Origin of the sequence: Xanthomonas floridensis (genome assembly GCF_001642575.1) — a bacterium.
Taxonomy (GTDB): Bacteria; Pseudomonadota; Gammaproteobacteria; order Xanthomonadales; family Xanthomonadaceae; genus Xanthomonas; species Xanthomonas floridensis.
Genome location: NZ_LXNG01000021.1, coordinates 40,726 through 67,640, shown reverse-complemented (window position 1 = coordinate 67,640; position 26,915 = coordinate 40,726). Strand labels below are relative to the sequence as shown.

Here is a 26,915-nt window from a genome sequence, read left to right as displayed (position 1 = left end):
AACGGCCAACGTGCCTGTCGCTGGTTGCGTCCCTGCACCGCGGAAGGCTGAGAATGTTTACGCGCAGTCGGCGGCAATCGTGTCGGCGCGGCTCACGCGCCGGCAGCATCCTGTGTCCACACCGCCAGCGCGTACCCGTGCGGGTCGGTGAAATGGAAACGCCGCCCGCCCGGGAATGCGAACGCCGGGCGGGTGATGGTGCCGCCAGCGGCTTCGATGCGTGCCTGGGAGGCCGCCAGATCGTCCGAGGCCAGGACCACCAGGGCGCCACCTGGTTGCGGCACGCCATGGAAGAAGCCGCCGCTCAGGCGGCCATCGCGGAACTCGCAATAGTCCGGGCCATAGTCCTGGAACGTCCAGTCGAACGCCGCAGCGTAGAACGCCTTGGCGGTGGCGATGGAGGTCACGGCAAATTCCAGGTAGTCGATACGGTGATGCTGTGCGCTGTGTTGCATGGCGATGTCCTCGCGGTTGGCGGTTGCACAGCCTGCCCTGTGCAGCACCCTGGCGGCTTGGCGAAAACGGCCATCACGGCGCGTGCTGCTGCACCAGCTCGCGCGGACTCAAACCGGCCAGCTGGCGCGCATCGCGCACCAGATGCGGCGCATCGCCATACCCGGCCTCCAGCGCAGCGGCGGTCAGCGTGGGCTGGCTGCCAACCAGCCGCAGGAAACGCTGCAGCCGCAAGATCCGCTCCAGCGTCTTGGGGCCATAACCGAACGCGGCGTGGCAGCGCCGCCGTAGCTGGCGCTCGCTGATCTCCAGGCTTGCGCACACCGCAGGCAGGCGTGGCGCCGCTGCTCCGGCCAGCTGTGCGAAGGTGAGTGCCATCTGCCGATCCACGGGTGCTGCGTGCTGCCGACACAGCGCGTGCAATGTCTGCAACACGTCGGCGCCATCGCGCAGCTTCTGTTGCCAGTCGCCCGCACCGCGCCCCCACAGCGCATCCAGTGCCACGCGCTGGTCGGCGATGTGGTGCAGCGGAAGACCGAGCACACCGGCGGCCGCCCCTGCCGTCAATCGCACGCCGGTGAGCACGTTGCCGGGGGCTACGCAGGCCATGGTTGCGGCTTGGTCGGGGCCGGCGACGAACAATGAAGCGCCATCCCAGATCAGGTCGACACAGCCGTCGGGCAACACCCGTACCGGCGTAGTGGCCACACCTTGCCGATAACGCCAGCTGCAACGCAGCTGGGTACGCAACTCGGGCGGCGGTGGCAATTGCGCGTAGTGGGATTGGCTGTGCGAGGGCATGGCGGCAGTCTGCGGCAAAACGTGTCGATACACCTGTAGGACCAGGTGTGCCGAGCTGTGCTGCGGTGGTCGCGCCACTGCAGCGCCATTCCCTCAACGCTCGGAATCACCGCCTTCGTCGTAGCCGCGCGGGGTAAACAGATCCGGCTGGATCAGTTCAATGAACGCGCGCGCCTGCGGCGACAGGTACTTGCCCTTGCGCACCACCACGCCATAGCTGCGGGTGGGGAAAAAATCCTTCAGCGAGCGCGTGGCAAGCCGGTCGCGATCGGCATCGGTCACACAGATCGCGGTGACGATGGAAATGCCCATGCCCATCGCCACATATTGTTTGATCACCTCCCAGCCACCCACCTCCAGCGCCACGGTGTACGGCACGCGGGCCTGCTGGAAGATCAGGTCGACTAGGCGGTAGGTGACCTGCCGGCGCGGCGGCAGGATCAGCGGATAGGGCGAGAGATCCTGCAGCGTCACGTTGGCCTTGCGCGCCAGCGGATGATCGGGTGGGGTGATCAGCAATTGCTCGAAGCGATACACCGGCGCGTAGGACAGGTCGGCCGGCACATCCAGCATTGAGCCGACCGCCAGGTCCACCGCATCCTCGCGCAACAGGTCGGTGCCATCGGCGCTAATCGCGTTGTGCAGGGTCAGCCGCACATCCGGGTGGCGCGCGCGGAAGTTCTCCACGATGCGCGGCAGCAGGTACAGGATGGTGGAGCTGTTGGCGGCAATGGTGAGTTCGCCGGCATCCAGCCCGCGGACCTTCTCGCGAAAGCTGGCTTCCAGCCCGTCCAGGCTTTCCACCAGTGGCAGCGCCATGTCGTACAGCAGCTGGCCCTCGCGGCTGGGCGCCAGGCGTCGCCCGGAGCGTTCGAACAAGGGCACCCCCAGATCGCGCTCCAGCGCCTGCAGCTGCAACGTCACCGCCGGCTGACTGACGTAAAGCGCCTCAGCTGCCCGTGAGACAGACCCCAGGCGCACCGTCTGGCAGAACGCACGCAGTGGCTTGAGCCGGTCGGATTTGTAGGAAAAACGCGGAGTTGGCGCCATCGGACAGCTGTCAATGAGTCAGGTATAAGTTGAGCTTATTTACAGCATTGATAAAACTGCTTTGTCAAATAATGCGCCTCGGCGCACGGTGCAGGTCCGTACGCACAAGGATCTCCCACATGTCTGCCACCGCTTTTGCCTCACGCCCTACTGACCGCGCCACGCCCGGCCTGTCGCTGACCACCCAGGTTGCAGGGCAGGCCGAGCTGCTGCCGCCGGCCGCGCTGGCCCTGCTGGTATCGTTGCACCGCGCCATCGAACCGGGTCGGCAGCAGCGCCTGGCACAGCGGCGCGCGCGCCAGGCCGCGTTCGATGCCGGCCAGTTGCCCGACTTCCGCGACGATACCCGCGCCATCCGCGCCGGCGACTGGCGCGTGGCTCCGCTGCCGGCGGCGCTGCAGGACCGCCGTGTGGAGATCACCGGCCCGACCGACCCCAAGATGGTCATCAACGCGCTGAACTCCGGCGCCAAGGTGTTCATGGCCGATTTCGAGGATTCCACCGCGCCCACCTGGCGCAACCTGCTGGCCGGCCAGCGCACCCTGGCCGCCGCCGTGCGCGGCGATCTGAGCTTCGACGCCCCCAACGGCAAGCATTACGCGTTGCGCCCGGAAGCCGAGCGTGCCGTGTTGATCGTGCGCCCGCGCGGCTGGCACCTGGACGAAAAGCACGTCCATGTCGATGGCCAGCCGCTGGCCGGCGGCCTGTTCGACGCGGCGTTGTTCGCCTTCCACAACGCCCGCACGCTGTTGGCCAAGGACCGCGGACCCTACCTGTACCTGCCCAAGCTGCAGAGCATGGAAGAAGCCGCGCTGTGGGAGACCGCGCTGTCGCACATCGAAGCGATGCTCGGCCTGCCGCATGGCCAGATCAAGGTCACCGTGCTGATCGAAACGCTGCCGGCGGTGTTCGAGATGGACGAGATCCTGCACGCGCTGCGCGAGCGCATCGTCGGGCTCAATTGCGGGCGCTGGGACTACATCTTTTCGTATCTGAAAACCTTCCGTGCGCACCGCGACCGCGTGCTGCCCGAGCGTGGTCAGGTCACCATGACTCAGCCATTCCTGAAGGCCTATTCGGAGCTGCTGATCAAGACCTGCCACCGCCGCGGTGCGCATGCGATGGGCGGCATGGCTGCGCAGATTCCGATCAACCACGATGAAGCCGCCAACGAACAGGCCATGGCCCGCGTGCGCGCCGACAAGCTGCGCGAGGTCAGCGCCGGGCACGATGGCACCTGGGTGGCGCATCCGGCGCTGATTCCGGTGGCGATGAAGATCTTCGACGAGCACATGCCCACCGCGCACCAGCAGCATGTCTTGCGCAACGACGTGCAGGTGACGCGCGACATGTTGATCGCGCCTTCGCCGGGCAACGTCACCCGGGCCGGCTTCGAGGGCAATGTCGAAGTCTGCGTGCGCTATCTGGCCGCCTGGCTGGACGGCAATGGATGCGTGCCGATCCACCACCTGATGGAAGACGCCGCCACTGCCGAAATCAGCCGCGCGCAGCTGTGGCAATGGTTGCATCACGGTCAGCACCTGGACGATGGCACCGCCATCGATCAGCCACTGTTGCAGGCCAGCCTGCGCGCGTTGCCGGCCCGGCTGGGAGCCGCCAGCACGCTGCCCGGCGCCGCGCGCATCGATGAGGCGATCGCGCTGCTGGAAGAACTCAGCCGCGCCGATGAACTGGCGGACTTTCTCACCGTGCCGGCGTACCTCCTGATCGAGTAATCGTCACGTTGCAGCGACACCTCCCACGGTGTCCCTGCACTCGCCCCAACGCAGCACACCCCCCGTTGCGCGCAGACGCAACGATGGCTTCGCCATGCCGCATGCCGTGTCATGCATGGCCTTCCTTCCTCGTTCCATCCGTCGTCCCTTTTCAGGAGAACGCAAGATGAGCACCACACTGCAAAGCGCCGAACACCTGCAGCAGGACTGGGCCAGCAACCCGCGCTGGGCCGGCATCACCCGCAATTACACCGCCGCCGACGTGGTGCGCCTGCGCGGCACCGTACATGTGGAGCACTCGCTGGCGCGGCTGGGCGCCGACAAGCTGTGGACCTCGTTGCATGCCACCCCGTTCGTCAACGCGCTGGGCGCATTGACCGGCAACCAGGCCATGCAGCAGGTCAAGGCCGGCCTGAAGGCGATCTACCTGTCCGGCTGGCAGGTGGCGGCCGATGCCAATCTGGCCGGGCAGATGTATCCGGACCAATCGCTGTACCCGGCAGACTCGGTGCCGGCGGTGGTCAAGCGCATCAACAACACCTTGCTGCGCGCCGATCAGCTGCACCATGCCGAAGGCAACGACACCATCGACTTCCTGCAGCCCATCGTGGCCGACGCCGAAGCCGGTTTCGGTGGCGTGCTCAACGCCTTCGAACTGATGAAGGCGATGATCGAAGCCGGTGCGGCCGGCGTGCATTTCGAAGATCAGCTGGCCTCGGTCAAGAAGTGCGGGCACATGGGCGGCAAGGTGCTGGTGCCCACCCGCGAGGCGATCGAGAAGTTGAACGCCGCGCGCCTGGCCGCCGACGTGCTGGGCGTGCCGACCGTGCTGATCGCACGCACCGATGCCGAAGCGGCCGACCTGATCACCAGCGACGTGGACGCCAACGATCGCGCGTTCACCACCGGCGAGCGCACCGTCGAAGGCTTCTTCAAGACCCGCAACGGACTGGGCCAGGCGATCAGCCGCGGCCTGGCGTATGCACCCTACGCCGACCTGATCTGGTGCGAGACCGGCAAGCCGGACCTGGAGTTCGCGCGCGCCTTCGCGCAGGCCATCCACGCCAGGTTCCCCGGCAAACTGCTGGCCTATAACTGCTCGCCGAGCTTCAACTGGAAGAAGAACCTGGACGACGCCACCATCGCCAGGTTCCAGACCGAGCTGGCCAGCTACGGCTACAAGTTCCAGTTCATCACCCTGGCCGGCTTCCATGCGTTGAACCACAGCATGTTCCAGTTGGCGCATGGCTATGCACGCCGCCAGATGAGTGCATTCGTCGAACTGCAACAGGCCGAATTCGAAGCGGCCGGGATGGGCTTTACCGCAGTCAAGCACCAGCGCGAAGTCGGCACCGGCTACTTCGATGCGGTGACCCAGGCGATCCAGCAGGGCCAGTCGTCCACCACCGCGTTGCGCGGCTCCACCGAAGAAGAGCAGTTCCACGGCGAGAAGGCGGCCTAGCCTGCAGCAGGCCGCCGCATGTCGCCACCCCGGGAGGGGGGGAGGGGCTCGGGAAACCGGGCCCCTTTTTTGCGTTCCATACCCGTCATTTTGTCTCTTTGCTGATGAGAACGACTGTGATGTGGTGCTGAACAGACGGCTACGGTAGGATTTGCGCATGGGCTAACGTTGCAGGCCGGCCTAAGGAAGAGGGATGACTTGCCATAACACCGCAGGCGCGGTCGAACCGACGGGGAGCGTTGCCAAAACGCTGTCTGACGGGCTGCATGCGTCAATGACAGCCGACGAGCTGGCGTTTTTCGCCCGCTTTGGCCGTACCCGCGATGTCGCGGCAGGTCACGCCTTGTTCGAGCGCGGTGCGGTGGGCACGCAGATGTTCATCGTGATCAGCGGCCAGATCGATCTGGATTTCGGCGAAGACCTGATGCTCAAGCATCTGGGACCTGGCGAATTCTTCGGCGAACTCGGCCTGCTGATCGGCGACCATGCGCGCAGTGCCGGTGCCAGCGCGTCGATGGACAGCCGCCTGATCGAACTGACGCACGCCGATTTCGAACGGCTCGTGGACCACGACCCATCGATGGTGGCGCATTTCCTGCGTCGCTCGATCGTGCGCGTGGTCAACAACGAGCAATTGCTGATCCGTCAGCTGCGCCGTCGCAACCACGATCTGGAAGCGGCGCTGGACAATCTCTATGTCACCTCGCACCAGCTCAACCACACCGAAGAGCTGAGCCGCACCGATGAGTTGACCGGCCTGCATAACCGACGCGGCCTGGCGCTGTACCTGCAGGAATGCCGGCGTGCCGGCAACGTCCCCGGCGTGGGGCTGATCCTGATCGATTGCGATCGCTTCAAGCGCATCAACGACGAATTCGGCCACCTGGCCGGCGACCGCGTGCTGCAGAACGTGGCGCATGCCTTGCGTTCGGTGATCGCCGAAGGCGACCTGGCCTGCCGCCTGGGTGGCGACGAATTCTGCGTGCTGGTTGCGCAGGGAACCCCGGAGTTGGTGCATCACATCGGCGAGTGCATCGTGCGCGCGGTGGAAGCGCGCCTGTGCAACGGCCAGGGTGAGCAGGGCTGCTCGGTCAGCGTCGGGCTGTGCATGATCGCCGCGGAGGCGGCCTGGAACGACTGGTACACGCTCGCCGACAGCGCCTTGTACGAAGCAAAGCGACAAGGCGGCAACGTGCTGTGCATGCACGACACGCTCGCCGTGACCACTGCGCCGCTTCCCGGCATTGCGCCCGAACCGGATACCCGCTGAGCAATGAGCGCCCGCACCCACGCACGCAAAGACGCGTCGTCGGAAGCGATCCAGGCGCCGCGTCTGCGCACCTTGTTGCTGACCGACCTGTGCGATTCGACCGCGCTGGTCGAACGCATCGGCGACAACGCCGCCGCCGCGCTGTTCCGCGAGCATGACCGCCTGGTGGTCAAGCTGCAGCAGCAATGGCGCGGCCGCCTGATCGACCGCTCCGATGGCCTGTTGCTGCTGTTCGACCGCCCTATCGACGGGCTGGGCTTTGCGCTGGACTATGCCCGCGGCCTGAAGGCGATGAGCCAGACCCACGCGCAAACGCTGTGCGCGCGACAGGGCCTGCACGTGGGCGAGGTGCTGACCTGGCGCAACAGCGAGGAGGCGGTGAGCATCGGCGCCAAGCCGCTGGAAGTGGAAGGGCTGGCCAAGCCCACCGCCGCACGGCTGATGTCGATGGCGCGGCCGGGGCAGATCCTGATCTCGGCCGTCGCCGAATCGTTGACGCATCGCGCCGCACGCGAACTGGGCGATCGCGCTGAACGCATCCTGTGGAAATCGCACGGCCGCTGGCGCTTCAAGGGCGTGCCCACGCCGATGGAGATCTACGAAGTCGGCGAAGTCGGCCTGACCCCGCTGCGCGTGCCGAAGAATTCCGCAAAAGCCTGGCGCGACGTACCACTCTGGCGCCGGCCGGCAGCGTTGTTGGCCGAGGTGTGCGTCGTACTGGCGGTAGGCATCGCCGTCTGGTTGTTCATTCGTCCGCAGCCGGCGATCGCCTTTGCCGAGCGTGACTGGGTGGTAGTGGGTGACCTGCACAACCTGACCGACAGCGCGATGCTCGATGAACCCCTGCAGCAGGCCCTGCGGCTCAGTTTGCAGCAATCCAAGCACGTCAACCTGATTTCCGAAAAACGCGCGCACGACATGCTTGAGCTGATGAAGCAGAACGAGCGCGCCAAAGTCGACCGTGCACTTGGCGCGCAGGTTGCGATGCGCGCCGGTGCAAAGGCCTTGATACTGCCGAGCGTTGCGGATATCGGCGGCAAGTTGCGCTTTACCGTCGAAGTGGTGGATCCGGCGACCCAGGCAACCGTGTACATGTACAAGTCGGAAGGTCGCGGCCAGCGATCACTGCTCACGTCTGTCGATACAGTGAGCTCAAACCTGCGCGAGGGGCTCGGCGAAACGCTGGCGTCCATCAAGGCGAACTCTGCGCCGCTGCCGCGTGTGTCTACCGCAAACATGGATGCATTGAACGCCTTCGCACTGGCCCAGCGCGAATTTGGTGTCGGCCATTATCTGCGTGCGCGTGACTATTACCTCAGGGCTGTCGAACTCGACCCGACGTTCGCCCTGGCGAATGTCGGCGTGGCGCGCTGCTATTTCTACCTGGAAAAAACCTCGGTTGGCTTGCCGTATCTCGAAAAGGCATTGAGCCTCAGAGCCAAGCTGCCTCCGCGCGAGCAGGTCTATCTGGATGCGTGGTATGCGCAGATCAAGGACCCGGCAAACGCCTACGAAAAATGGATGCAGATGGCCAATCTGTATCCGGACGATTTTGCCGCAGCCGAGAACACTGCATACGCGCTGGAAGTTCGTAATCGGTACGCAGAGGCATTGGTGTACGCCAAGCGCGCAGCGGCGTCGCGCTACGACTTCGATCCGCTGTCGCTCGAGCTGGTTGGGCGCATGCAGCTGGCATTGGGCAAGACCAGGGAAGCATTGGGAACCTTCCGGTCGGCGAGGGCCTCCGGATTGGCATCGGCTGCGGTGTGGGAGGCGGTGGCCCTTGCGGTGCTGAGAGACTTTCCGGCCGCCCATGCCTCGTGGCCTGCAGAGGGGCGCCTGGACGTCGCCTATTTCGATCAGGTATCCATCTACCTCGACGAGCATCGCAGCGACAAGGCGCTGCCGGAAATGGAGCGCATTTCCAATGCGATCGATCGCAGCTCATCGCGTTACTCACAGTCACTGGTCGCCAAGGCATCGACACAATACGCGAAGGGCGAGCACGCCAACGCCTTGCAGACCATCGACTCGGCCGTGCCGGTGGCGCTCGCAGGTATTGCAAACAGCGAAGAGGGCGTTGCGCAGCGTTCAGATGCGGTCGTTGCGGCATCCCTCGCGCTCATTGGACAGCGCATGGGCCATGGTGAAGCCGCCAGGGAAGTATTGAAAACGCTGTTAGCCAGGCCAGCATTGGCAACGATGCCTGCGGTCGCCGAAATGGTCGTGCTCATGCAGGCGCGCGCGGAACTTCTGGAGGGGCATGCGCAGGAAGCCATTCAACTCTTGAAGCCACGGCTTGATGGAAACGAGGCTTACCAGTTCCACGTGGTTCTCAAAGAAGCTTACACGGCGCTGGGAGATCGACAATCTGCTGCCGGCGAGCAGACCTGGCTGAAAGTGGCACACGGCCGGGCATATGCAGAGTTCGGTGGGTGCGGCTGGTGCCAGCAGCCATTGAACGTCTTCGATGCGGCAATGGCGGACGGCAAATAGCGTCGCTACCTGCCGTCGCAACCTTACTTCTTCAGCTGTGGCGAAGAACCCGACGGCACGTTCAAGCGGATGGGCTGCATGTTGGCCGCTGAAGTTAGGCTGGCCTGGATGTCATCGCGTGCCTGCGCGATGGTGGCCTTGTCGGCCAGCGTCTCGACCTTGAGCCGGGAAGCCATCAGCTCGACATCTTCGGAGGGATAGCCGACCTGCAGCAACGCTGCCTTGGTGTCGGTCTTGAACAGCTCCCGGAAGGCATCGTCGGTTGCCAGAAGGTCCAGTAGCGCGTGGGCTGCTTCCGGTTGCAGGGGAGTTGGGCGTTCGTCGTTTTCGTTCATGCTGGTCACTGGTGGGAAATCTTCAAGAAATCTAATTCCAGACCGTTAGAAGATCAATCTTCGATAAGAGCGTTGGACCATGCTGGTGAGGCGTTGTGCGGTTGTCTATGTTGAACCCAGGGAACGAATAGGAATCGATCTGCTGGATCTGTGTGCGGGCGGGGCGGGCGCCTCCCGGACCCGGGAATGGGTTGCGCTTGCACCGCACCTGGGCGCGGAGTGCGTACTCACCGACGATGAAATGTTCTCGCTGGGTCGCAGCAGTCCGAGCCAGTGGCAACGACAAGACGTGGTTGGAGAGCCGTCGGTCGTGCAGTCGTTGTTGGATAAGGGCCTGTTGCTTGTAGAAGGCGCGAGCCCGAATGCCGCGCACGATCGCGACCAAACACAACGGAAAAGCCAGTGGCATCCACTGGCAGCCACGTATCACGCTTTTACTCGATGGGACAACGTGGACTCCGCGCAAGCAGCCAAGGATGCGGGAGCCGATACCGCCGCAGCGATGTTGAAGGTATTTGGCCCGCCACCTCCCGAACAAGTACCGCGCGGTCGCCCTGACCGGATCGCACTGATGCGGGGTGCCGATGGACACCTGGACAAGCTATTGCGCCAGCGCACGACCTGCAGGAACTTCGACGCCGATCAGCAGATGGAATTTGCAGACTTCTCAAAGGTGATCGAGCGCGTATTCGCCGCAAATGCGGTGTTGCAAGCAGATGCGGAGACTGTTTTTCTCAAGCGATCCAGTCCATCAGGCGGAGGCCTGCATCCACTGGATGCTTACCTGATCATCAGGAAGGTATCCGGGATCACCGATGGGGTATACCACTATCTTCCGATCGACCACGCACTGGAGCCACTGCATGTCGAAACGTCGAATCTGCAAGACGTGGCGCTCACCATTCTTGCAGGACAGGACTGGTTTTGCGGGGCACAGGTGATCGTGGCACTGTGCCCTCGGTACTACCGGAACTTCTGGAAGTATCGCGTACATGCCAAGGCATATCGCGCACTCAACCTGGAGGCAGGGCATTTCTCGCAGACGCTTTACATGGCGGCCACGGAGGTAGGGCTGGGGGCGTTCGTCACCTGCGCAATCAATGAGGTGCAGGTTGAAGCCTTGCTTGGGCTGGAGCCCATCATGGAGGGCGTTCTGGCGGTGTGCGGATTTGGTATCCGCGCTGATGTCATGCAGACGATGGAGCTGGACCCCAACAACGAAGTGTGGGCCTGCCATTAGCCGGTCGCGGGCGGACTACAGGCCGATTCAATGAATGACATCGGGGAGCCGGCGACAGGATGCCGCCGGCCATCATGACGATGATGCTTATGCGGTGTCCCGATACGGCTACTGCCGAATCGCCTGCGTATGCGTCTTCAGTGCATCGCTCAGGCCGATGACCTTGTCGGCGCCTTCCGGGACGGTGATGCTGGAGCCTTGGAGGTCTGCGCCGATCGGTTGCACGCGGCCGCCCAGGCATTGGCCGAGGAAGGCTTCGGTCACCGCGTTGAAGGCCTTGCTGTTTTCCGGGCGGCGGAAGCCGTGGCCTTCGTCGGGGAACAGCACATAGGTCACCGGGATGTTCTTGGCTTTCATCGCGTTGACGATCTGGTCGCTTTCGGCCTGCTTGACGCGTGGGTCGTTGGCGCCCTGGCCGATCAGCAGCGGTTTGCTGATCTTGTCCACGTGTGAGAGCGGCGAGCGCTCGGTGAGCCACTGCTTGCCGGCGGCGGTGGCCGGGTCGCCCATGCGCTTGGTCAACTGCTTGTAGAAGCTGGCCCAGTAGGGTGGCACGGTGCCGAGCAAGGTGTTGAGATTGGCCGGACCGACGATGTCCACGCCGCACTTGAAGCTGTCCGGGGTGAAGGTCATGCCGACCAACGTGGCGTAGCCGCCGTAGCTGCCGCCCATGATGGCGACCTGGTCGGGTTTGGTCACGCCCTGCTTGACCGCCCACTGCACCGCATCGAGCAGGTCGTCGTGCATCTTGCCGGCCCACTCGCCGTTACCGGCGTTGGTGAAGGCCTTGCCGAAGCCGGTGGAGCCGCGGAAATTCACCGACAGCACCGCGTAGCCGCGATTGGCCAGCCATTGCTCGTAGGGGCCATAGCCATAGCTGTCGCGCGCCCACGGGCCGCCATGCACGAACAACACCAACGGCACCGGTTTGTCGGCCTTGCCATCGTGGTTGGCGTCCGCCTCGGCGGGCAGGGTGAGATAGCTGACCAGGGTGAGGCCATCGCGCGCGGTGAGCGCCTGCGGCCACATCGGCACCAGCGGCTTGCCCTCGAGTGCAGGGCGGGCGGAAAACAGCTTGCTCAGCTTGCCGCCGTCGGCGCGGTCGTAGCGGTAATACGTCGTTGGCGTTTCGGCGGCCGAGTAAGCGACGATCCAGGTGCGGTCATCGAGCGTGCGTGCGGCCACAGCGGCATCGCCGGCCCCGAGCGACTTGAGTTTCTGCAGGTCGGCAGCGATCCCGGTATCCAGCGCCTTCCATTCTTCGCGCAGATAATCGGTGGACACTGCCTGTACGACCCCGGTCTTGCGGTCGCTCAAGGTGTCGCCGACGTCGGCTTTCGGGTTCTCGAACAGCAGCGTGCGTGCATTGCTGGCGGTGTCGATGGCATACAACGCGGAGGTGTCGCGGTTACGCGAATCGCGCATGTACAGCGTCTTGCCGTCGTCGGTCAGTCCCTCCGGCGAGGTGTTGGTGACATCCTCGAACGGAATGCGATCCACGCTCTTCCACACCTTTCCATCCGGCACCAGCAACTCCCTGCCGGCATCGTCGGTGGCGCGGGTCGCGTAGCGCAGCCGGAAGTCGCCATCGAGCAGGTAGCTGTCCAGGCTGTCGGTGTTCTTCTGCACCAGGGTACGTTTACCCGTGGCCAGGTCGACGCGATACAGGTCGTGCCACTTGGCGTCGCGGTCGTTCATGCCGACCATGATCGATTCCGGATGGTGCGCGCTGATCCCGGCCACCTCGGCATTGGTTTTCTGGAACGGGGTGAGATCCTTGCTGCTGCCATCGCTCAGGTTGACCGAGAACAGATGGAAATCCTCGTCGCCGCCATTGTCGCGCAGGTACACCAAGGTGTCGGTGTGATAGGTCCAGAAATAGTTGCGGATGCCGCGCGCGGTGTCCTTGGTGATGGCGCGCGCCTGGTCCGGCGCATCCACTGGTGCGACCCAGACGTTGAGCACGCCGTCCAGCGGCGCCACCCAGCTGAGGTACTTGCCATCCGGGCTGATGCTCACGTTGGCGCGCTCCGGGTTGCCGAACAGCGCGTCGCGGGTGATCAGCGCCGGTGCGGCGACCGGTGCGGGCGCGGCAGTGGGCGTCTGCGCGGCGGTTGCCGCAGTGCTGGCGGCCGGCGCGGTCTTGTCGCTGCAGGCGGACAAGGCCAGCAGCATGCTGGAAACGAGAAGCAGGCGTTGCATGAAAGCCTCCGGTGGGAATCGCGGCCAATCCAGCCGATCCGGCCACGCTACGTGCAGTACCAACGCGTGCGGACGTGCCGTTGGTCACCCTGCCGGGCGGGGCTACGCTTTCGCGGACACAAATTCCACCAACAAGGCGCCATCGGCGACCAGATCGCCTTCGGCCACCAGATAGGCCTGCACCGTGCCGTCGCTGGGAGCGTGCAAGGTGTGCTCCATCTTCATCGCTTCCAGCACCACCAGTGCCTGTCCGCGGCTGACCGGCTGGTCGACAGGGGCCACCAGCGAGACGATGCGGCCGGGCATCGGTGCCGTCAGCCCGCCGGCGTCGTGCGCGGGCTGATCGGCCTCGATCAGTGCGTCGTGGTGATGGAAGACTGCCCGCTGCGTGGTACCGATCAAGGTCAGCGTGGTGCCATCGTGCAGTGCCTGCACATGCCATTGCCGGCCATCCACTTCCACGCGGATGTGTTGGTTCTGCGCGTGGTAGCGCAGCGTGTGGGTATGGCCTGCCTGCGTCACCTGCCAAGCGTCGCCGTCCCGGCGGACGCCGAGGTCGCGGCGCTCGCCGGCGGCTTCCAGCTGCACGCGATGCGCCGCATGCGCACCGACCCGCCAGCCATCGCCGGCCTGCCAGGGCGAAAACGGATCGGCCGGATCGGCCGCGGGCTTGGGTAGCGCAGCGGCGATCAGGACGGCGGCGAGACACCACCAGGCCTGATCCGGTGCCACCGTAGCCGGGAACAGCGCCGCCTGCTCGCGTTCGATCAAGCCGGTATCCAGGTCGGCGGATGCGAACGATGCGGTGTCGATCAGCCGCGCAAGAAAGGCGCTGTTGGTGGTGACACCGACGGCGTGTACCTGCGCCAGCGCAGTGCGCATGCGGGCCAGCGCGGCGGGGCGATCGACATCCCAGACGATCAGCTTGGCAATCATCGGGTCGTAGTACGGACTGATGGTGTCGCCCTGTTCGACGCCGGCATCCAGACGTACATGCGCATCGGTAGCCGGCAACTGCAGCTGGCGCAAGGTGCCGGTGGAGGGCAGGAAACCGCGGTCGGCATCTTCGGCATACAGCCGCGCTTCCAGTGCATGCCCATTGATCTCAAGCTCATGCTGGCGGCGCGGCACCGGCTCTCCGGCGGCCACGCGCAACTGCCACTCCACCAGATCGGTGCCGGTGATCAACTCGGTCACCGGGTGCTCCACCTGCAGGCGGGTGTTCATTTCCATGAAATAGAAATCGCCATCCGGGCCGGCGATGAACTCCACCGTGCCTGCGCCGACATAGTCCACCGCGCGTGCGGCATCCACCGCCGCCTTGCCCATCGCGGCGCGGCGTTCCTGTGTCATGCCGGGTGCGGGTGCTTCTTCCAGAACCTTTTGATGACGGCGCTGCACCGAGCAGTCGCGTTCGAACAGATACACCACCTCGCCCTGCGTATCGCCAAACACCTGGATCTCGATGTGACGCGGACGCTCGACATATTTTTCCACCAGCACATGCGCATTGCCGAACGCCGATTGCGCTTCGCGCTGGCAGCTGGCCAATGCCGGCGCGAAGTCGGCGCTGGCATCCACCCGGCGCATGCCCTTGCCTCCGCCGCCGGCGCTGGCCTTGATCAGCACCGGATAGCCGATGGCATCGGCTTGGGCGCGCAGGAAATCCGGCGCCTGTTCGTCGCCGTGGTAGCCGGGCGTCAACGGCACGCCGGCGCGCTGCATCAGCGCCTTGGCGGCGCTCTTGTCGCCCATCGCGTGGATCGCGGTTGCCGGCGGGCCGATGAAGACGATGCCTGCCTGGGCGCAGGCATCGGCGAAGCCGGCGTTTTCCGAAAGAAACCCATAGCCGGGATGGATCGCCTGCGCACCGCTGGCGCGTGCGGCCTCCAGGATCGCCTCGCTGCGCAGGTAACTCTGTTGCGCCGGCGCGGCGCCGAGATGGATGGCCTCATCGGCCAGCCGCACATGCCGCGCGTTGCGGTCGGCATCGGAGTACACCGCCACGGTGGCAATGCCCAGCCGGCGGCAGGTGGCGATGACACGGCAGGCGATCTCGCCACGATTGGCGATCAGGATCTTGTCGAACGGCCGCTGGCGCGGGGTGGCGATGGAAGGCTGCTGGGTCATCGGTTCGGTCTCTGCACAGCGCCGGCGTGGCGGTTGGTCGTGCACTCAGGTGGTGCGATTGAAAGTGGGTGGTTGTGCGTGAGGGGCCGGGTGTTGCTGTGGCATGCCTCCAGCTTGATCGCATGTGCTGGCAATGGCTCGGAACAGCTGCGCACCTGCGCCAGAGGCCATGCAACGATGCAGATCGAATCACGCGCCTGCGTGCGCCGTGCCCGGCTTCGCAGCGTCCTGCTCACATCCGGAACACGCCAAACCGCGTGGGCTCGATCGGCGCATTCAACGCAGCCGACAGGCCCAGCCCCAACACGCGGCGGGTATCGGCTGGGTCGATGATGCCGTCGTCCCACAGCCGTGCACTGGCGTAGTACGGATGTCCCTGCTGCTCGAACTGCGCGCGGATCGGCGCCTTGAAGGCGTCTTCGTCGTCGCCCGACCACGTGCCGCCCTTGGCTTCGATGCCATCGCGGCGCACCGTGGCCAATACGCTGGCGGCCTGTTCGCCGCCCATCACGCCGATGCGGGCGTTCGGCCACATCCACAGGAAATTGGGCGAATACGCGCGGCCGCACATGCCGTAGTTGCCCGCACCGAACGAGCCGCCGATCACCACTGTGAACTTGGGCACCTTGGCACAGGCCACCGCCATCACCAGCTTGGCCCCGTCCTTGGCGATGCCGCCATGTTCGTATTTGCGCCCGACCATGAAGCCGGTGATGTTCTGCAGGAACACCAGCGGAATACCGCGCTGCGTGCACAGCTCGATGAAGTGCGCGCCCTTGAGCGCGGACTCGGAAAACAGGATGCCGTTATTGGCGATGATGCCCACCGGGTAGCCGTGCAGATGCGCAAAGCCGGTGACCAGGGTGCTGCCGTAGCGTGGCTTGAATTCGTCGAACTGCGAGTCGTCGACGATGCGGGCGATCACCTCGCGCACGTCGAAGGGTTTGCGCGTGTCGGCAGGAATCACTCCATACACTTCGTCGGCGGCATGCCGCGGCGGTAGCGGTGCCTGCAGCGCCAGCGTGGCAGCCGGCTTGCGCCAGTTGAGCTGGGCAATGATCGCGCGCACCCGGGCCAGCGCCTGCAGATCGTTGTCGGCGAAGTGATCGGCTACTCCGGAGATGCGTGTGTGCACATCGGCACCGCCCAGCTCCTCGGCGCTGACTTCCTCGCCGGTGGCGGCCTTGACCAATGGCGGGCCGCCGAGAAAGATCGTGCCCTGTTCGCGCACGATCACCGTTTCATCGCTCATTGCCGGCACATACGCACCGCCAGCGGTGCACGAGCCCATGACGCAGGCGATCTGCGGAATGCCCTGCGCCGACAGGTTTGCCTGGTTGTAGAAGATGCGCCCGAAGTGGTCGCGATCGGGGAAGACTTCATCCTGCAACGGCAGGAATGCGCCGCCGGAATCGACCAGATAGATGCACGGCAACCGGTTCTGTTGTGCAATCTCCTGCGCACGCAGGTGTTTCTTCACCGTCATCGGGTAATAGGTGCCGCCCTTGACGGTGGCATCGTTGGCCACGATCACGCATTCCACACCGGACACGCGGCCAATGCCGGCCACTACGCCGGCGCAGGGTACCTGGTCGTCGTACATGCCGTGCGCGGCCAGTGGCGCGATTTCCAGCAAGGCGCTGCCGGCATCGAGCAGCGCATCGATACGCTCGCGCACCAGCAACTTGCCGCGCGCAGTGTGCTTGGCGCGTGCGGCGTCGCTGCCGCCGAGCGCGGCCTGCGTCAGCGTGCGGCGCAGATCCTCCACCACCGCGCGCATGGCCGCGGCATTGGCCTGAAAGCTGTCGCTGCTGACCTGCAGCTGGCTGGTGATCACGCTCATGGTGGCTCCGTCAGGCAGTGCGTTCGAACAGCTCGCGGCCGATCAGCATGCGGCGGATCTCCGAGGTGCCGGCGCCGATCTCGTACAACTTGGCGTCGCGCCACAAGCGCCCGGTGGGGTACTCATTGATATAGCCGTTGCCGCCCAGCACCTGGATCGCCTGGCCGGTCAGCCAGGTGGCTTTTTCGGCGGCGTACAGGATCGCGCCAGCCGCATCCTGGCGCGTGGTCCGCCCGGCATCGCAGGCGCGCGCCACCGCATACACATACGCGCGGCAGGCATTGAGGCCCACGTACATGTCGGCCAGCTTGGCCTGCATCAGCTGGAAGGTGCCGATCGGTTCGCCAAACTGCTTGCGCTCGTGCACGTAGGGCAGCACCACGTCCATTGCTGCGGCCATCAGCCCAAGTGGCCCGCCGGCCAGCACCACGCGTTCGAAGTCCAGCCCGGACATCAACACGCGCACGCCGCCGTTGAGCGTGCCCAGCACGTTCTCGGCCGGCACTTCGCAATCGGTGAACACAAGCTCGCAGGTGTTGGAGCCGCGCATGCCCAGCTTGTCCAGCTTTTGCGCGGTCGAAAATCCGGGCATGCCCTTCTCGACGATGAAGGCGGTGATGCCGCGCGCGCCGGCGTCCGGGTCGGTCTTGGCGTACACCACCAGCACGTCGGCGTCGGGGCCGTTGGTGATCCACATCTTGCTGCCGTTGAGCACGAAGCGGTCGCCGCGCGCATCGGCGCGCAGCTTCATCGACACCACGTCCGAGCCGGAGCCGGCTTCGCTCATCGCCAGCGCGCCCACATGCTCGCCGGTGCACAGCTTGGGCAGGTAGCGTTGCTTCTGCTCATGGCTGGCATTCTTGCGCAACTGGTTGAGGCACAGATTGGAATGCGCGCCATACGACAGCCCGATGGCACCACCGGCGCGCGAGATCTCTTCCATGGCCACCACATGCGCCAGGTAACCCATGCCGCTGCCGCCGTAGTCTTCTTCCACGGTGAGCCCGAGCAGACCCTGCTCACCGAACAGCCGCCACAGCTGCGCGGGGAAGACGTTGTCGTGATCGGCCGCGGCGGCGAGCGGGGCGATGTGGTGGCTGGCGAAGGCGGCTACGCTTTCGCGCAGCAGGTCGATCTCTTCGCCAAGCTCGAAATTCAAGGACGGCACATGCATGCAGCGACTCCACAAGGATCGGGACGTGCCGGGTGGGAGCGGGCGAGCCGCGCGGCGGATGTGAGCAGCCTAGCGGTCTGCAACAAAAAAGTGAACTAAAATTCAACTATTGAACCCAGAATCAGACCATGGCTTATCGACGCTCCGCCCTGATGGAAGAACGCCTGGCCGGCAATCGCGAACGCATCCTGCAGGCGGCGCGGGTGCTGATTGCCGAGGGTGGCTACCGCAATGCCCCGATCACCGCAGTGGCTGCCGCCGCCGGCGTTTCAACCGGGCAGATTTATCGGCATTTCCCGTCCAAAGCCGAGCTGTTCGTGGAAGTTTTGAATGCCGCCGTGCAGCGCGAGATGACCATCCTGCGTGCCCTTGCCAGCACCCAGGCCCCGGCGAGCGAGCGCCTGCGCGGCGCCATCGCCACCTTCGTCCGGCGCGCGCTGGCCGGGCCGGCGCTGGCCTACGCCTTCATTGCCGAGCCGGTGGAAAGCGAGGTGGACGCCGAGCGTATCCGGGGCCGCCGCCTGTTCGGTGAGGTGTTTCGGCAATTGCTGGCCGAAGGCGTGGCGGCCGGAGAATTTCCCGAACAGTCCCTGGATGCCGCGGCGGCCTGCATCGTTGGTGCCTTTACCGAGGCCCTGGTTGGGCCGATCGCGCCCAGCCGCGGCGACCCGCAGCAGGGAGAACAGCTGGTGGAAGCGATCTGCGGCTTCTGTTTGCGTGCAGTGGGGGCCAAGTAAGCAGATCTGACACTGCACTGACCGGGCGCCGCACTGTGCTGGATGGATGTGCATGACTGTGCATATACTGTGCACACCCCCTGTCCGAGCACCTACATGGTCGCCGTCCTCAATCCCCTGTCCCTGACCGAGCGGTTGCGCGCGCCCGACCGCACGATCCTGTCGCCTTCGGCCATGGCCGGCCTGCTGGAGCTGTCGCAGCAGGAGCTGGCCGAGCTGGCTGGCGTACACCGCAACAGCCTGCGCGTGCATCCGGAAAGCCCGCGCGTGCAGGATCTGTTGCGCAACCTGTCGCGGTTGCTGGTGGCCATGGCGCAGATCCAGCCGGACGAGCGCCAGCTGGTCTTCCATCTGAAGAACACCCCGATCCCCGCATTCGAATTCGCCACCTTGCTCGAAGTGGTCAAGCAGGGCCGCACCGATGATGCGCTGACCTACCTGCGCACCGTGGCCGCCGGAGCGGCTGGTTGAAGCTGAGCGCCCCGGCGCACTGCACGCTATATCGCGCCTTCACGCCACGCTGGGCCGCCGAGCCGTTGAGTGGCGCCGGCGCTGCACGCTCGGGCGGGCGCTTCAATCGCTTCGGCCAGCCGGCGCTGTACCTGTCGCTGCAGCTGGATACCGCAGCGGCCGAATATGCGCAGGCTGCGCCGTTCCTGCCGCCATTTACGCTGGTCAGTTATGCCGCGCAGCTTCCGGCGCTGGCCGACCTGCGTCTGCTGGACTCGGATTGGGACGCGCTATGGGCCGACTGGACCGACGACTGGCGCAAGGCCCTGGTCAACAAGGTCGAACCGGTGAGCTGGGTGCTCGGCGACCTGCTGCGCGAGGCGCAGATTCCCGGGGTGATCTTCCCCAGCATGGCATTGCCGGATGGCGTCAACGTGGCGCTGTTTCTGGACATGCTGCAGCCCGACCAGGTGCTGCGCGTGCTCGATGACGGCCGCCTGCCACGCGATGGGCGCAGCTGGGGTGACCCGCCGACTGCGGTGTAGCCGTTGCATCGCATGCACCACAGCTGCTGGGTGCGTGCCGACTATCGCGTGTGGCATCTGCAGCTGCGCTGCGACCAGTACGCCGTCCTCCAGGCTTGGACGATTGCCTGGCGTGTCCGTCCGCACAGCGAGGGCAAGCGTGCACAGGCATCGCGCATCCCGGCACAACGCCACCGCGGCCGCGACGCCGTCGCGAGGGGCTCAACCTGGCAGCAGCTGCGCCATGCCCGCCAGCACCGGCGCGATGAGTGCCGCCGGCAGGATCAGGCCACGCCGATACGGCAGCAGCCACAGTGCCAGCACGGCCGCGGCCGCGGTCAGGCTGCCCAGCCACAGCACCGGCCCGATGCCCCAACCCTGCGCGTGCACGGCCAGGCCAAAGGTGAGCAGCAACAGCAGCCAGCCCACCACCCGCAACTGACGCGTGCGCGGAGTGCCCAGGCCGCGGCCACGCACCTCGTGCTGATGCTTTTCCATCGCCAGGCACAACGCGGCAAAACCGGAAAAATTCAGCGCCAGCAACAGCACGACGTTCATGCGCCTTCCTGCACCGGCACGTTGCTCTGCGCAGCGGGTGATACGGCCGCGCGCTGGCGGCGTGCGGCGGCCGACTGCGGCGCGGTCCAATGCTGCAGGCGCCAGCCGGCACTGCCCAGGCACACGCCCAGGCCCAGGCAGACCAGGTCGACCCCGGCCAGTGCCCATTGCCCGGCCGGCAAGGTCACGCCCAGGTGGACATCGGTGGTCACGGCATTGAGAAGCGGAATCAGCGCCAGGAGCGCTGCGCCCGCATACAGCTGCCAGCTCCACATCGCCCGTCGCGGCCACACGAAGGCTGCCAGCAACGCCGTCGCCCAGGCGGCGAAGAACACATGCGCCTCCATCGCCGCGCGCCCGTCCAGCGCCACCGGCAGCAGCCGGTTGGCCCAGAAGAAACTGGCAAAGGCGATCGGCAAGCCGGCCACCGTACCGATATTGAGCGCATCGACCAGGCGCAATCCAAACCCGATGCGGCCGGCCTTCAGATGCTTGGGCCGTTCTTTCACCGCCCACATCACCACGCCGCTGGCCACCATCAGGCAGCCCAGCAGGCCCGAGCCGAAGAACAACGCGCGCAGCCATGGACCGGCGAAGTGGGCGATATGCAGGCCCACCATCACCCCGCGCGTCTGGCTGGCACCACCGGGCGCGCCACTGCGTTGCAGGCGTTGGCCGCTGACACCGTCGTACAGGATGGAGGGCGCGTTGTTGGAGAGCCTGGCCGCCACCTGGCTGACGCCGACCGCGGCATGCGCATCGTTGGGAAGCGACACCGCCACGTTGCCGATCTGCGCGCCGCGCAGGTCGCGGCGCGCGCGCTCCACGAACTGTTCCAGCGGCAGCATGCGCGCCGGTGTGCCGGCCGCCTGGCGCGTATCGGCCACGCGGTTGGCCGACTCGTCGTAGAAGCGCATTTCATCGCCGGCATAGCGCGCCTTGATGCCCCACGGCAAGTACATGAACATCAAGGTCACGATGCCGGTGTAGGTGATCATCGCGTGGTACGGCAGTGCGGTCACCGCGCTGACGTTATGGAAATCCAGCCACGAGCGCAGGCCCTTGCCCGGGCGAAAGGTGAAAAAGTCCTTGAAGATCTTCTTGTGGGTGATCACCCCGCTGATGATGGCCACCAGCATGAACATCGCGCAGAACCCCACGATGTAGCGTGCCCACAGTACCGGCACGTAGTGCAGGTCGAAATGCAGCCGGTAGAAGAACTCGCCGCCCAGCGTCTCGCGCGCGGCGATCTCCTTGCCGGTGGCCGGGTCGATGATGGCATTGCCGTACAGCTGCCGGCGCCCGGCCGGTTTGCCGTCGGCGGGCGCAGGATTTTGCCAGTACATGCTCACCACCGGAGTGCGCGCATCCGGCAAGGTAATGTTCCAGCTCAGCGCGTCGGCTGCGTGGGTCTGCAGGTATTGCTCGGCACTACGCAGCGCAGTGGCGGTGCTCACCGTGGTGGTGGGCAACTCCGGGCGCATCCAGCGGCTGATTTCGTCGCGGTAATAGCTGGCGGTGCCGCCCATGAAGATCAACAGCAGCACCCAACCGACCAGCAGGCCGGTCCAGGTGTGCAGCCAGGCCATCGACTGGCGGAACCCCTGTTTCATGCCGCGCCCCGTTGCAGCAACGCGGCCAGCGCAAACAGCAGCGCGGCCGGCACCACGATGCCGGCCCAGGCGCGCCAGACGCTGACGGTGGCAAATGCCCACAGCGGCGCGCACGCGCACACCACGATGCCGAGCAGCATGCTGGTCAACACCGCCTCGCTGCGCGGCATCGGCAGCACCAGCGCCAGCACCAGATTGGTGGCGCTGGCCAGCGCATACCCGCCGAAAATGGCGGCCAGGGTGCGCGACAGCACGCCCAGCCAGGGGCGTCTGAACCAGGTCAGCGGTTGGGCAGCGGTCGACATGCGGGGGACTGCGGGGCTGCCGTTAGTCGGCCTGGAAGGTCAGGGTGCTGATGTGGTGCACCAGCGTGACCTGCTTGCCGGCAATCTCGCGCTTCACCGGTTCCTTGGTGTTGACCACCAGGATGTGGCGGCCGGCGCGCAGCGTGGGCAGCGTGACCTGGCCCTTGGCGTCGGAGGTCAGCGTCTTCTGCCACTTCTGCGGGTCGATCACGGTGACTTCGGCCTTGGGCAACGGCTTGTTGCGATAGAGCACGGTGAGCGTGTTGCCATTCGCCGTCGTGGGAACCAGTTCCAGATCCAGCTTGGCCGAGGTGGTGGCGCGCCCGGCACGGGCGTAATAACTCACGGCCTCGAAGCCACCGGCTTCGCCCTTCCACGGTTCGAACACACTGTCGTCGCTGAGCCAGGCATCGCCGCTGCCGGACAGCGGCGCGGTCAGGAACTCGCTGCCGCGCTGCAGGGCACCGGCCTTGCCGGCAGTGCCGAACACGCTCGGCTTGACCACGCGCTTGATCTCGTCCTGGCCGTGGTCGAGGGTTTCCTGCGCCGGCTCACCGAAGTAGATGCGTACCGGGCCACTGCCATCGCGCTCGATCCAGATTTCGTGGGCCTGGGCAGACAGACTGATGCTGGCCAAGACCAGGCAGGACAGCAGGAAGGACTTCATCGCGGCGACTCCTCAAGGGCGGGACCGGCGAGGCGAGAACCGCGCCACCGTGTGTTGTTGGGAATGATACGCAATTCCCACATAGGAGACCAATGCGCGTATGCGGCGTTGCGGCAATTCTCCGGCGGGCGCAAGCGTGGCCGCCGACAGGAGCGCCGGCCCACTGGGGTGCAGCGCACATCGGAGGCGAAACTGTCATGCGCGCTGGTCAGACTGGCGTGAACTGTGCTCTATACTCCGGCGCTAGCAGAGGTCTTCGACCAACAGCCAGGGGTGAGCGCGTGCGGAATTACGACCTCGAGTTCCTGAAAAAATTCTCGATGGTGATCGGTTTACTGGTAGTGATCACCCTGGGGCTGATCGCCCTGGCAGCTTATTTGCAACGTGCCATTCCCGATGAGGTTTCGCCGACTGCCGCCAAGCGCGTGCAGCAACGCATCGCGCCGGCCGGCGCCGTCTACGCGGGCACCACCGGTGCGGCGGCCCAGGCGGCGGCCCAGGCTGCAGCGCTGGCCAAGGCAGCCTCGCAGTCCGCCTACGGCGGCACCACCGATGGCAAGACCATCTTCAACAACCTGTGCACCGCGTGTCATACCACCGGGGTCGGCAAGGCACCGACGCTGGATCATTCGCACTGGGATGCGCGCATCGCCCAGGGCAAGGACACCTTGTACAAGCACGCGATCGAGGGCTACACCGGCCCGGATGGCGGCATCATGCCGCCCAAGGGCGGCAACCCGGCGCTGACCGAAGAGCAGGTGCGTGCCACCGTCGACTGGATGCTGGGCAATCTGAAATAAGACCTCGACGGGCGCGGCGCTCGGGAGCAGGGCCGCGGTTGTGCCGGGTTCCTGGCTGGCTGGCGTCGTCGTCCGTCGTTGCCCTGGACGCGGTGCCCGCAGCCAGCGGAGCAGCACGAACAGCCAAGCGCAGTGCCGTGCAGGGGGGCACCGTGCTAGCGCAGTGATCCCGCCTGGCGTCGCTTCATCGCGGTTTGTTAGCCTGTTTCCGCGCTTTCGTTGTCACGCGCCGCCTTCCGGGCGGCGTTTGTATTTGGTCCACCTTGATGGAGAGTCGTTCGATGTCGCGTCGCCCGCTGGTTGTGCTCGGTCTGGTCGGTCTCCTGGCTCCGCTGCTGTGCAGCGCCGCCGATGGCGCCGCGCAGCGGCTCTCGATTGCCGATGTGCAGGGCGAGGACAGCCGCAGCCCGTATGACGGCCGCATGGTGGACGTGGAGGGCATCGTCACCGCCGATACGCGCGTCGGGCTGGCCGGGCTGTTCGTGCAGCAGCCCGGTTTCGAGCCACGGCGCTCGCATGGGCTGTTCGTCACCGGCGTCGGCGATGCGCAGGTGGCAGTGGGCGATCGCGTGCGCATCGTCGGGACGGTGCGCGAAGTATCGGCCGGTGGCCAGGCCAGCCTGACCAGCGTGGACGCCAGCAGCATCGAGCGGCTCGCCAGCGGCCAGCCGGTGCCGGTGCGCATGCTCAGCGGGCCGCCCGCCAACTGGGAGGCGCTGGAAGGCGAGCATGTCCGCATCGCGGCACTGACACTCAACGGCAGCGACCGGCTGGCCACCTACGGTGAGCTGATTGCCGGCTTCGGCGGGCGGTTGTGGCAGCCGGCCGAGGTGGCTGCAACCGGCACGCCGGCGTTCGCGCAGGTGGAGGCGGACAACGCGCGTCGCCGGGTGTTGCTGGACGACGCCCGCAACGGACGCAACCCCAAGACGGTGTCCTACCTGCCCGCCGATGCGGTGCTGCGTAGCGGCAGCCTGCTCAAATCGGTCGATGGCATCGTCGACCAGCGCTACGACGGGCAGTACCGCATCCAGGTGCTGGCGCCGCTGAACCTGCCGGCCATGCCGACCGCCGTGGCACCGCAGGTGGGAGGGGATCTGCGCATTGCCTCGTTCAACCTGGAGAACTTCTTCAACGGCAATGGACGCGGCGGCGGTTTTCCGACCAAGCGCGGCGCCCGCACGGCTGAGCAGTTCCAGGCGCAGCTGACCAAGCTGGTCGCCACCATCGTGCCGTTGCGCGCCGATGTGGCCGCGTTGATGGAGCTGGAAAACGACGGCAACGACGGCGACACCGCGGTGGCGCAACTGGTGGCTGCGCTCAACGCCGCCGGCACCGACAAGGATTGGCGGTTCGTCGATACCGGCAGTGGCCCCGGCGACGATGCGATCCGGGTCGGCATCATCTACCGCAGCAGCCAGGTCACCCTGGTCGGCAAGCCGGCCACGCTGACCGGCGGGCCGTTCGACAGCCATAGCCGGGTGCCGCTGGCGCAGGCGTTTCGCAGCACCCGCGGGGCGACCTTCGTGGTGGTCGCCAATCACTTCAAATCCAAGGGGTGCGGTAACGCCAGTGGCGCCGATGCCGACCAGCTCGACGGCCAGGCCTGCTGGAACGCGGCCCGCACTGAATCGGCCAAGCGCCTGCACCAATGGCTGCAAACCGACCCCACCGGCGCGCAGACCCGGCTGGCGGTGCTATTGGGCGACTTCAATGCGTATGCGATGGAAACGCCGATGCGCAGCCTGCGCGCCAGCGGCTGGCAGGACGCATTTGCAGTAGCGGGGGTGAAGCAGCCCTACAGCTACGTCTTTGATGGCATGAGCGGGCGGCTGGACCATGCCTTGCTCAGCCCGGCAATGGCCAAGCAGCTGCGTGGCGCGGTCGAATGGCATATCAACGCCGACGCGATGGACGACGCCGGTTATGCCAAACGCAATCTGCCTGGTCCGTGGCGCAGCTCCGATCACGATCCGGTGCTGCTGGGGTTTTCGCTCTAGCACGCGTGCGATGTGCAGTTCGCTGTTGAAGAGGCGCGGCGAGGCGTTGTCAGAGGAAGGCGGCTGGACCGACTGCTTCTGCACAGGCGCGGGCGCGCATCAGTAAGCCCGCTCGCGCTGCGGAGTGGCGTTGCCGAGCGGCCGTTCCAGGGTCACAGCGTCCGGTAGTCATGCATGAGGCATTGCAGTTGCTGAATCAGCGCACAGGGCGCAGCGCTGTCCTGCAGTGTTTCCAGCAGTTCCACCGCGTCCTGGTACGCCTGAGCCACGGAGTTTGGCCGGTCGCCTGTGTCGTCTGCCGGTGCCTGTGCGTCATCGTGCAGCCTCCGGTCCTGCGAGTCGGTCCGTAACGCGCTGTCGCGCTGCGCTTCCTGCTTGCGAATACGCTGCAGTGGAGCGAGCGCAGCGAGCAGGGCATGCAGCTGGAGATCGCGCAGCTGATTGAGTTGCGCCAACAGCTCATTGCGCTGATCGAGCGCGCCTTGTTCCTGGGGCAGCGCGTCGCGATCTTCCAGGAACAGCCGGGTGGTGATGGCGTGATACTGCGGGTTCACGTCGAGTAGACGGCGATTCATTGCCTTCAGCAGCAGAGCCGCCTGCGCAGGCATCTGCGATGTGTCTGGCGGCTCTGGCGTCAATGCGATGACGAGTGCGCATGCAGGCAACTCGGCACGCCGATGCAGTACCCGCTGTTGCGCTTTCTGCCCGCACGATAACGCGCGCATGCGCACACCCTTCTGTTGCGCTGGTGCCACCGTGCAGGACGGGTTTGCGGTTTGTGGCACCCGGTGCGACGGCGGCTGGGACGTCCACCACCTTGTCTCGCCACTGGATGCGCTGACGACAACCACGAGACCGGGCATTCGTTGAATGCTCTTCCACAGCGATTTCAGGCGCATCACCCGCTCCAACCGGGCACCACGCCCTGCTCATGCGTCTACGCTAACGGCCTTGTTTGACCGAACGCCGTGGGCCGCGAACGCAGGGCGCGTGAACCGAACACGCGATCTCCCGCGCGTGGGACATCATTGATCGGTGATGACGCAGATCGCCGCCAGCGAGCGAAAGG

Annotated in this window: 23 protein-coding genes; 10 read left to right on the top strand and 13 right to left on the bottom strand. The window is 65.7% G+C overall.

The window, feature by feature from the left end:
- Positions 1-92 precede the first annotated feature (92 nt).
- The 3 genes from A7D17_RS13085 to A7D17_RS13075 all read right to left on the bottom strand — a co-directional run bounded on the left by A7D17_RS13085 (position 93) and on the right by A7D17_RS13075 (position 2,304).
- Positions 93-455: a VOC family protein gene (locus tag A7D17_RS13085; protein ID WP_064509508.1), complete on the bottom strand. Its 363-nt coding sequence runs from the start codon at positions 453-455 to the stop codon at positions 93-95.
- Between the two features lie 73 nt (positions 456-528).
- Positions 529-1,254, bottom strand: coding sequence for a helix-turn-helix domain-containing protein (locus A7D17_RS13080; protein ID WP_064509489.1), 726 nt, complete (start codon positions 1,252-1,254; stop codon positions 529-531).
- Between the two features lie 93 nt (positions 1,255-1,347).
- Entirely contained in the window at positions 1,348-2,304 is a 957-nt protein-coding gene (locus A7D17_RS13075; protein ID WP_064509488.1) for a LysR family transcriptional regulator, read from the bottom strand.
- 119 nt (positions 2,305-2,423) lie between these two features.
- Here A7D17_RS13075 and aceB point away from each other — a divergent pair, with 119 nt between their 5' ends.
- From aceB to A7D17_RS13055, 4 genes are all read left to right on the top strand, one after another.
- Positions 2,424-4,040 (top strand): malate synthase A, encoded by a 1,617-nt coding sequence (aceB, locus tag A7D17_RS13070; RefSeq protein ID WP_064509487.1) that lies wholly within the window; start codon positions 2,424-2,426, stop codon positions 4,038-4,040.
- Positions 4,041-4,206: 166 nt separating this feature from the next.
- Complete coding sequence (aceA, locus tag A7D17_RS13065) at positions 4,207-5,502, top strand: isocitrate lyase (RefSeq protein WP_064509486.1); 1,296 nt, start codon at positions 4,207-4,209, stop codon at positions 5,500-5,502.
- A 193-nt stretch (positions 5,503-5,695) separates the two neighbouring features.
- Positions 5,696-6,772, top strand: a complete 1,077-nt coding sequence (locus tag A7D17_RS13060) for a GGDEF domain-containing protein (RefSeq protein WP_064509485.1) — start codon at positions 5,696-5,698, stop codon at positions 6,770-6,772.
- Between the two features lie 3 nt (positions 6,773-6,775).
- Positions 6,776-9,268, top strand: a complete 2,493-nt coding sequence (locus A7D17_RS13055; protein ID WP_064509484.1) for a putative peptide modification system cyclase — start codon at positions 6,776-6,778, stop codon at positions 9,266-9,268.
- Positions 9,269-9,291: 23 nt separating this feature from the next.
- Here A7D17_RS13055 and A7D17_RS13050 read toward each other — a convergent pair whose 3' ends face one another.
- Positions 9,292-9,603 (bottom strand): NHLP-related RiPP peptide, encoded by a 312-nt coding sequence (locus A7D17_RS13050; RefSeq protein ID WP_064509483.1) that lies wholly within the window; start codon positions 9,601-9,603, stop codon positions 9,292-9,294.
- A gap of 79 nt (positions 9,604-9,682) precedes the next feature.
- On the opposite strand from A7D17_RS13050, the gene A7D17_RS13045 reads away from it, so the two are divergent.
- Entirely contained in the window at positions 9,683-10,843 is a 1,161-nt protein-coding gene (locus A7D17_RS13045; protein ID WP_064509482.1) for a putative peptide maturation dehydrogenase, read from the top strand.
- Between the two features lie 108 nt (positions 10,844-10,951).
- On the opposite strand, the gene A7D17_RS13040 is transcribed toward A7D17_RS13045, so the two are convergent.
- The 4 genes from A7D17_RS13040 to A7D17_RS13025 all read right to left on the bottom strand — a co-directional run bounded on the left by A7D17_RS13040 (position 10,952) and on the right by A7D17_RS13025 (position 18,192).
- A complete protein-coding gene (locus A7D17_RS13040; RefSeq protein WP_064509481.1) occupies positions 10,952-13,045 on the bottom strand; it encodes a S9 family peptidase in 2,094 nt (697 codons plus the stop codon).
- 102 nt (positions 13,046-13,147) lie between these two features.
- Positions 13,148-15,175: an acetyl/propionyl/methylcrotonyl-CoA carboxylase subunit alpha gene (locus tag A7D17_RS13035; RefSeq protein WP_064509480.1), complete on the bottom strand. Its 2,028-nt coding sequence runs from the start codon at positions 15,173-15,175 to the stop codon at positions 13,148-13,150.
- Between the two features lie 232 nt (positions 15,176-15,407).
- Positions 15,408-17,018, bottom strand: coding sequence for a carboxyl transferase domain-containing protein (locus A7D17_RS13030; RefSeq protein ID WP_064509479.1), 1,611 nt, complete (start codon positions 17,016-17,018; stop codon positions 15,408-15,410).
- A 10-nt stretch (positions 17,019-17,028) separates the two neighbouring features.
- On the bottom strand, positions 17,029-18,192 hold the full coding sequence (locus A7D17_RS13025; RefSeq protein WP_064509478.1) for an isovaleryl-CoA dehydrogenase: 1,164 nt from the start codon (positions 18,190-18,192) through the stop codon (positions 17,029-17,031).
- Positions 18,193-18,320: 128 nt separating this feature from the next.
- Between A7D17_RS13025 and A7D17_RS13020 the strand changes: the two genes are divergently transcribed.
- The 3 genes from A7D17_RS13020 to A7D17_RS13010 all read left to right on the top strand — a co-directional run bounded on the left by A7D17_RS13020 (position 18,321) and on the right by A7D17_RS13010 (position 19,924).
- Positions 18,321-18,929: a TetR/AcrR family transcriptional regulator gene (locus A7D17_RS13020; RefSeq protein ID WP_064509477.1), complete on the top strand. Its 609-nt coding sequence runs from the start codon at positions 18,321-18,323 to the stop codon at positions 18,927-18,929.
- A 96-nt stretch (positions 18,930-19,025) separates the two neighbouring features.
- On the top strand, positions 19,026-19,400 hold the full coding sequence (locus tag A7D17_RS13015) for a hypothetical protein (protein ID WP_055853635.1): 375 nt from the start codon (positions 19,026-19,028) through the stop codon (positions 19,398-19,400).
- Positions 19,397-19,924, top strand: a complete 528-nt coding sequence (locus A7D17_RS13010) for an RES family NAD+ phosphorylase (RefSeq protein ID WP_064509476.1) — start codon at positions 19,397-19,399, stop codon at positions 19,922-19,924. Before A7D17_RS13015 ends, A7D17_RS13010 begins: the two co-directional genes overlap by 4 nt.
- Before the next feature lie 201 nt (positions 19,925-20,125).
- Here A7D17_RS13010 and A7D17_RS13005 read toward each other — a convergent pair whose 3' ends face one another.
- From A7D17_RS13005 to A7D17_RS12990, 4 genes are read right to left on the bottom strand one after another with little or no spacing between them, the layout of a single operon-like run.
- Positions 20,126-20,461, bottom strand: a complete 336-nt coding sequence (locus A7D17_RS13005) for a DUF3325 domain-containing protein (RefSeq protein WP_064509475.1) — start codon at positions 20,459-20,461, stop codon at positions 20,126-20,128.
- Entirely contained in the window at positions 20,458-22,074 is a 1,617-nt protein-coding gene (locus A7D17_RS13000; RefSeq protein WP_064509474.1) for a PepSY-associated TM helix domain-containing protein, read from the bottom strand. The genes A7D17_RS13005 and A7D17_RS13000 overlap by 4 nt, the downstream gene beginning before the upstream one ends.
- Positions 22,071-22,379 carry a DUF3649 domain-containing protein gene (locus tag A7D17_RS12995; protein WP_064509473.1) on the bottom strand — a complete coding sequence of 103 codons (309 nt, stop codon included), beginning with the start codon at positions 22,377-22,379 and terminating at the stop codon, positions 22,071-22,073. The genes A7D17_RS13000 and A7D17_RS12995 overlap by 4 nt, the downstream gene beginning before the upstream one ends.
- A gap of 22 nt (positions 22,380-22,401) precedes the next feature.
- Complete coding sequence (locus A7D17_RS12990) at positions 22,402-23,046, bottom strand: DUF4198 domain-containing protein (protein WP_064509472.1); 645 nt, start codon at positions 23,044-23,046, stop codon at positions 22,402-22,404.
- 281 nt (positions 23,047-23,327) lie between these two features.
- Between A7D17_RS12990 and A7D17_RS12985 the strand changes: the two genes are divergently transcribed.
- Together A7D17_RS12985 and A7D17_RS12980 are read left to right on the top strand one after the other, a co-directional pair.
- Entirely contained in the window at positions 23,328-23,846 is a 519-nt protein-coding gene (locus A7D17_RS12985) for a c-type cytochrome (protein ID WP_029218421.1), read from the top strand.
- Positions 23,847-24,127: 281 nt separating this feature from the next.
- Positions 24,128-25,846, top strand: coding sequence for an ExeM/NucH family extracellular endonuclease (locus A7D17_RS12980; protein ID WP_064509471.1), 1,719 nt, complete (start codon positions 24,128-24,130; stop codon positions 25,844-25,846).
- 152 nt (positions 25,847-25,998) lie between these two features.
- Here A7D17_RS12980 and A7D17_RS24880 read toward each other — a convergent pair whose 3' ends face one another.
- Entirely contained in the window at positions 25,999-26,745 is a 747-nt protein-coding gene (locus tag A7D17_RS24880; protein WP_239692188.1) for a hypothetical protein, read from the bottom strand.
- Positions 26,746-26,915: the final 170 nt, after the last annotated feature.

Coding starts and splice junctions, on each gene's coding strand:
- A7D17_RS13075 (WP_064509488.1), bottom strand. CDS start 2,304: ATGGCGCCAACTCCGCGTTTTTCCTACAAATCCGACCGGCTCAAGCCA.
- A7D17_RS13050 (WP_064509483.1), bottom strand. CDS start 9,603: ATGAACGAAAACGACGAACGCCCAACTCCCCTGCAACCGGAAGCAGCC.
- aceA (WP_064509486.1), top strand. CDS start 4,207: ATGAGCACCACACTGCAAAGCGCCGAACACCTGCAGCAGGACTGGGCC.
- A7D17_RS13030 (WP_064509479.1), bottom strand. CDS start 17,018: ATGAGCGTGATCACCAGCCAGCTGCAGGTCAGCAGCGACAGCTTTCAG.
- A7D17_RS13035 (WP_064509480.1), bottom strand. CDS start 15,175: ATGACCCAGCAGCCTTCCATCGCCACCCCGCGCCAGCGGCCGTTCGAC.
- A7D17_RS12995 (WP_064509473.1), bottom strand. CDS start 22,379: ATGTCGACCGCTGCCCAACCGCTGACCTGGTTCAGACGCCCCTGGCTG.
- A7D17_RS12980 (WP_064509471.1), top strand. CDS start 24,128: ATGTCGCGTCGCCCGCTGGTTGTGCTCGGTCTGGTCGGTCTCCTGGCT.
- A7D17_RS13045 (WP_064509482.1), top strand. CDS start 9,683: ATGCTGGTGAGGCGTTGTGCGGTTGTCTATGTTGAACCCAGGGAACGA.
- A7D17_RS13040 (WP_064509481.1), bottom strand. CDS start 13,045: ATGCAACGCCTGCTTCTCGTTTCCAGCATGCTGCTGGCCTTGTCCGCC.
- A7D17_RS13005 (WP_064509475.1), bottom strand. CDS start 20,461: ATGAACGTCGTGCTGTTGCTGGCGCTGAATTTTTCCGGTTTTGCCGCG.
- A7D17_RS12990 (WP_064509472.1), bottom strand. CDS start 23,046: ATGAAGTCCTTCCTGCTGTCCTGCCTGGTCTTGGCCAGCATCAGTCTG.
- aceB (WP_064509487.1), top strand. CDS start 2,424: ATGTCTGCCACCGCTTTTGCCTCACGCCCTACTGACCGCGCCACGCCC.
- A7D17_RS13055 (WP_064509484.1), top strand. CDS start 6,776: ATGAGCGCCCGCACCCACGCACGCAAAGACGCGTCGTCGGAAGCGATC.
- A7D17_RS13000 (WP_064509474.1), bottom strand. CDS start 22,074: ATGAAACAGGGGTTCCGCCAGTCGATGGCCTGGCTGCACACCTGGACC.
- A7D17_RS13025 (WP_064509478.1), bottom strand. CDS start 18,192: ATGCATGTGCCGTCCTTGAATTTCGAGCTTGGCGAAGAGATCGACCTG.
- A7D17_RS24880 (WP_239692188.1), bottom strand. CDS start 26,745: ATGCGCCTGAAATCGCTGTGGAAGAGCATTCAACGAATGCCCGGTCTC.
- A7D17_RS13080 (WP_064509489.1), bottom strand. CDS start 1,254: ATGCCCTCGCACAGCCAATCCCACTACGCGCAATTGCCACCGCCGCCC.
- A7D17_RS13015 (WP_055853635.1), top strand. CDS start 19,026: ATGGTCGCCGTCCTCAATCCCCTGTCCCTGACCGAGCGGTTGCGCGCG.
- A7D17_RS13020 (WP_064509477.1), top strand. CDS start 18,321: ATGGCTTATCGACGCTCCGCCCTGATGGAAGAACGCCTGGCCGGCAAT.
- A7D17_RS13060 (WP_064509485.1), top strand. CDS start 5,696: ATGACTTGCCATAACACCGCAGGCGCGGTCGAACCGACGGGGAGCGTT.
- A7D17_RS13085 (WP_064509508.1), bottom strand. CDS start 455: ATGCAACACAGCGCACAGCATCACCGTATCGACTACCTGGAATTTGCC.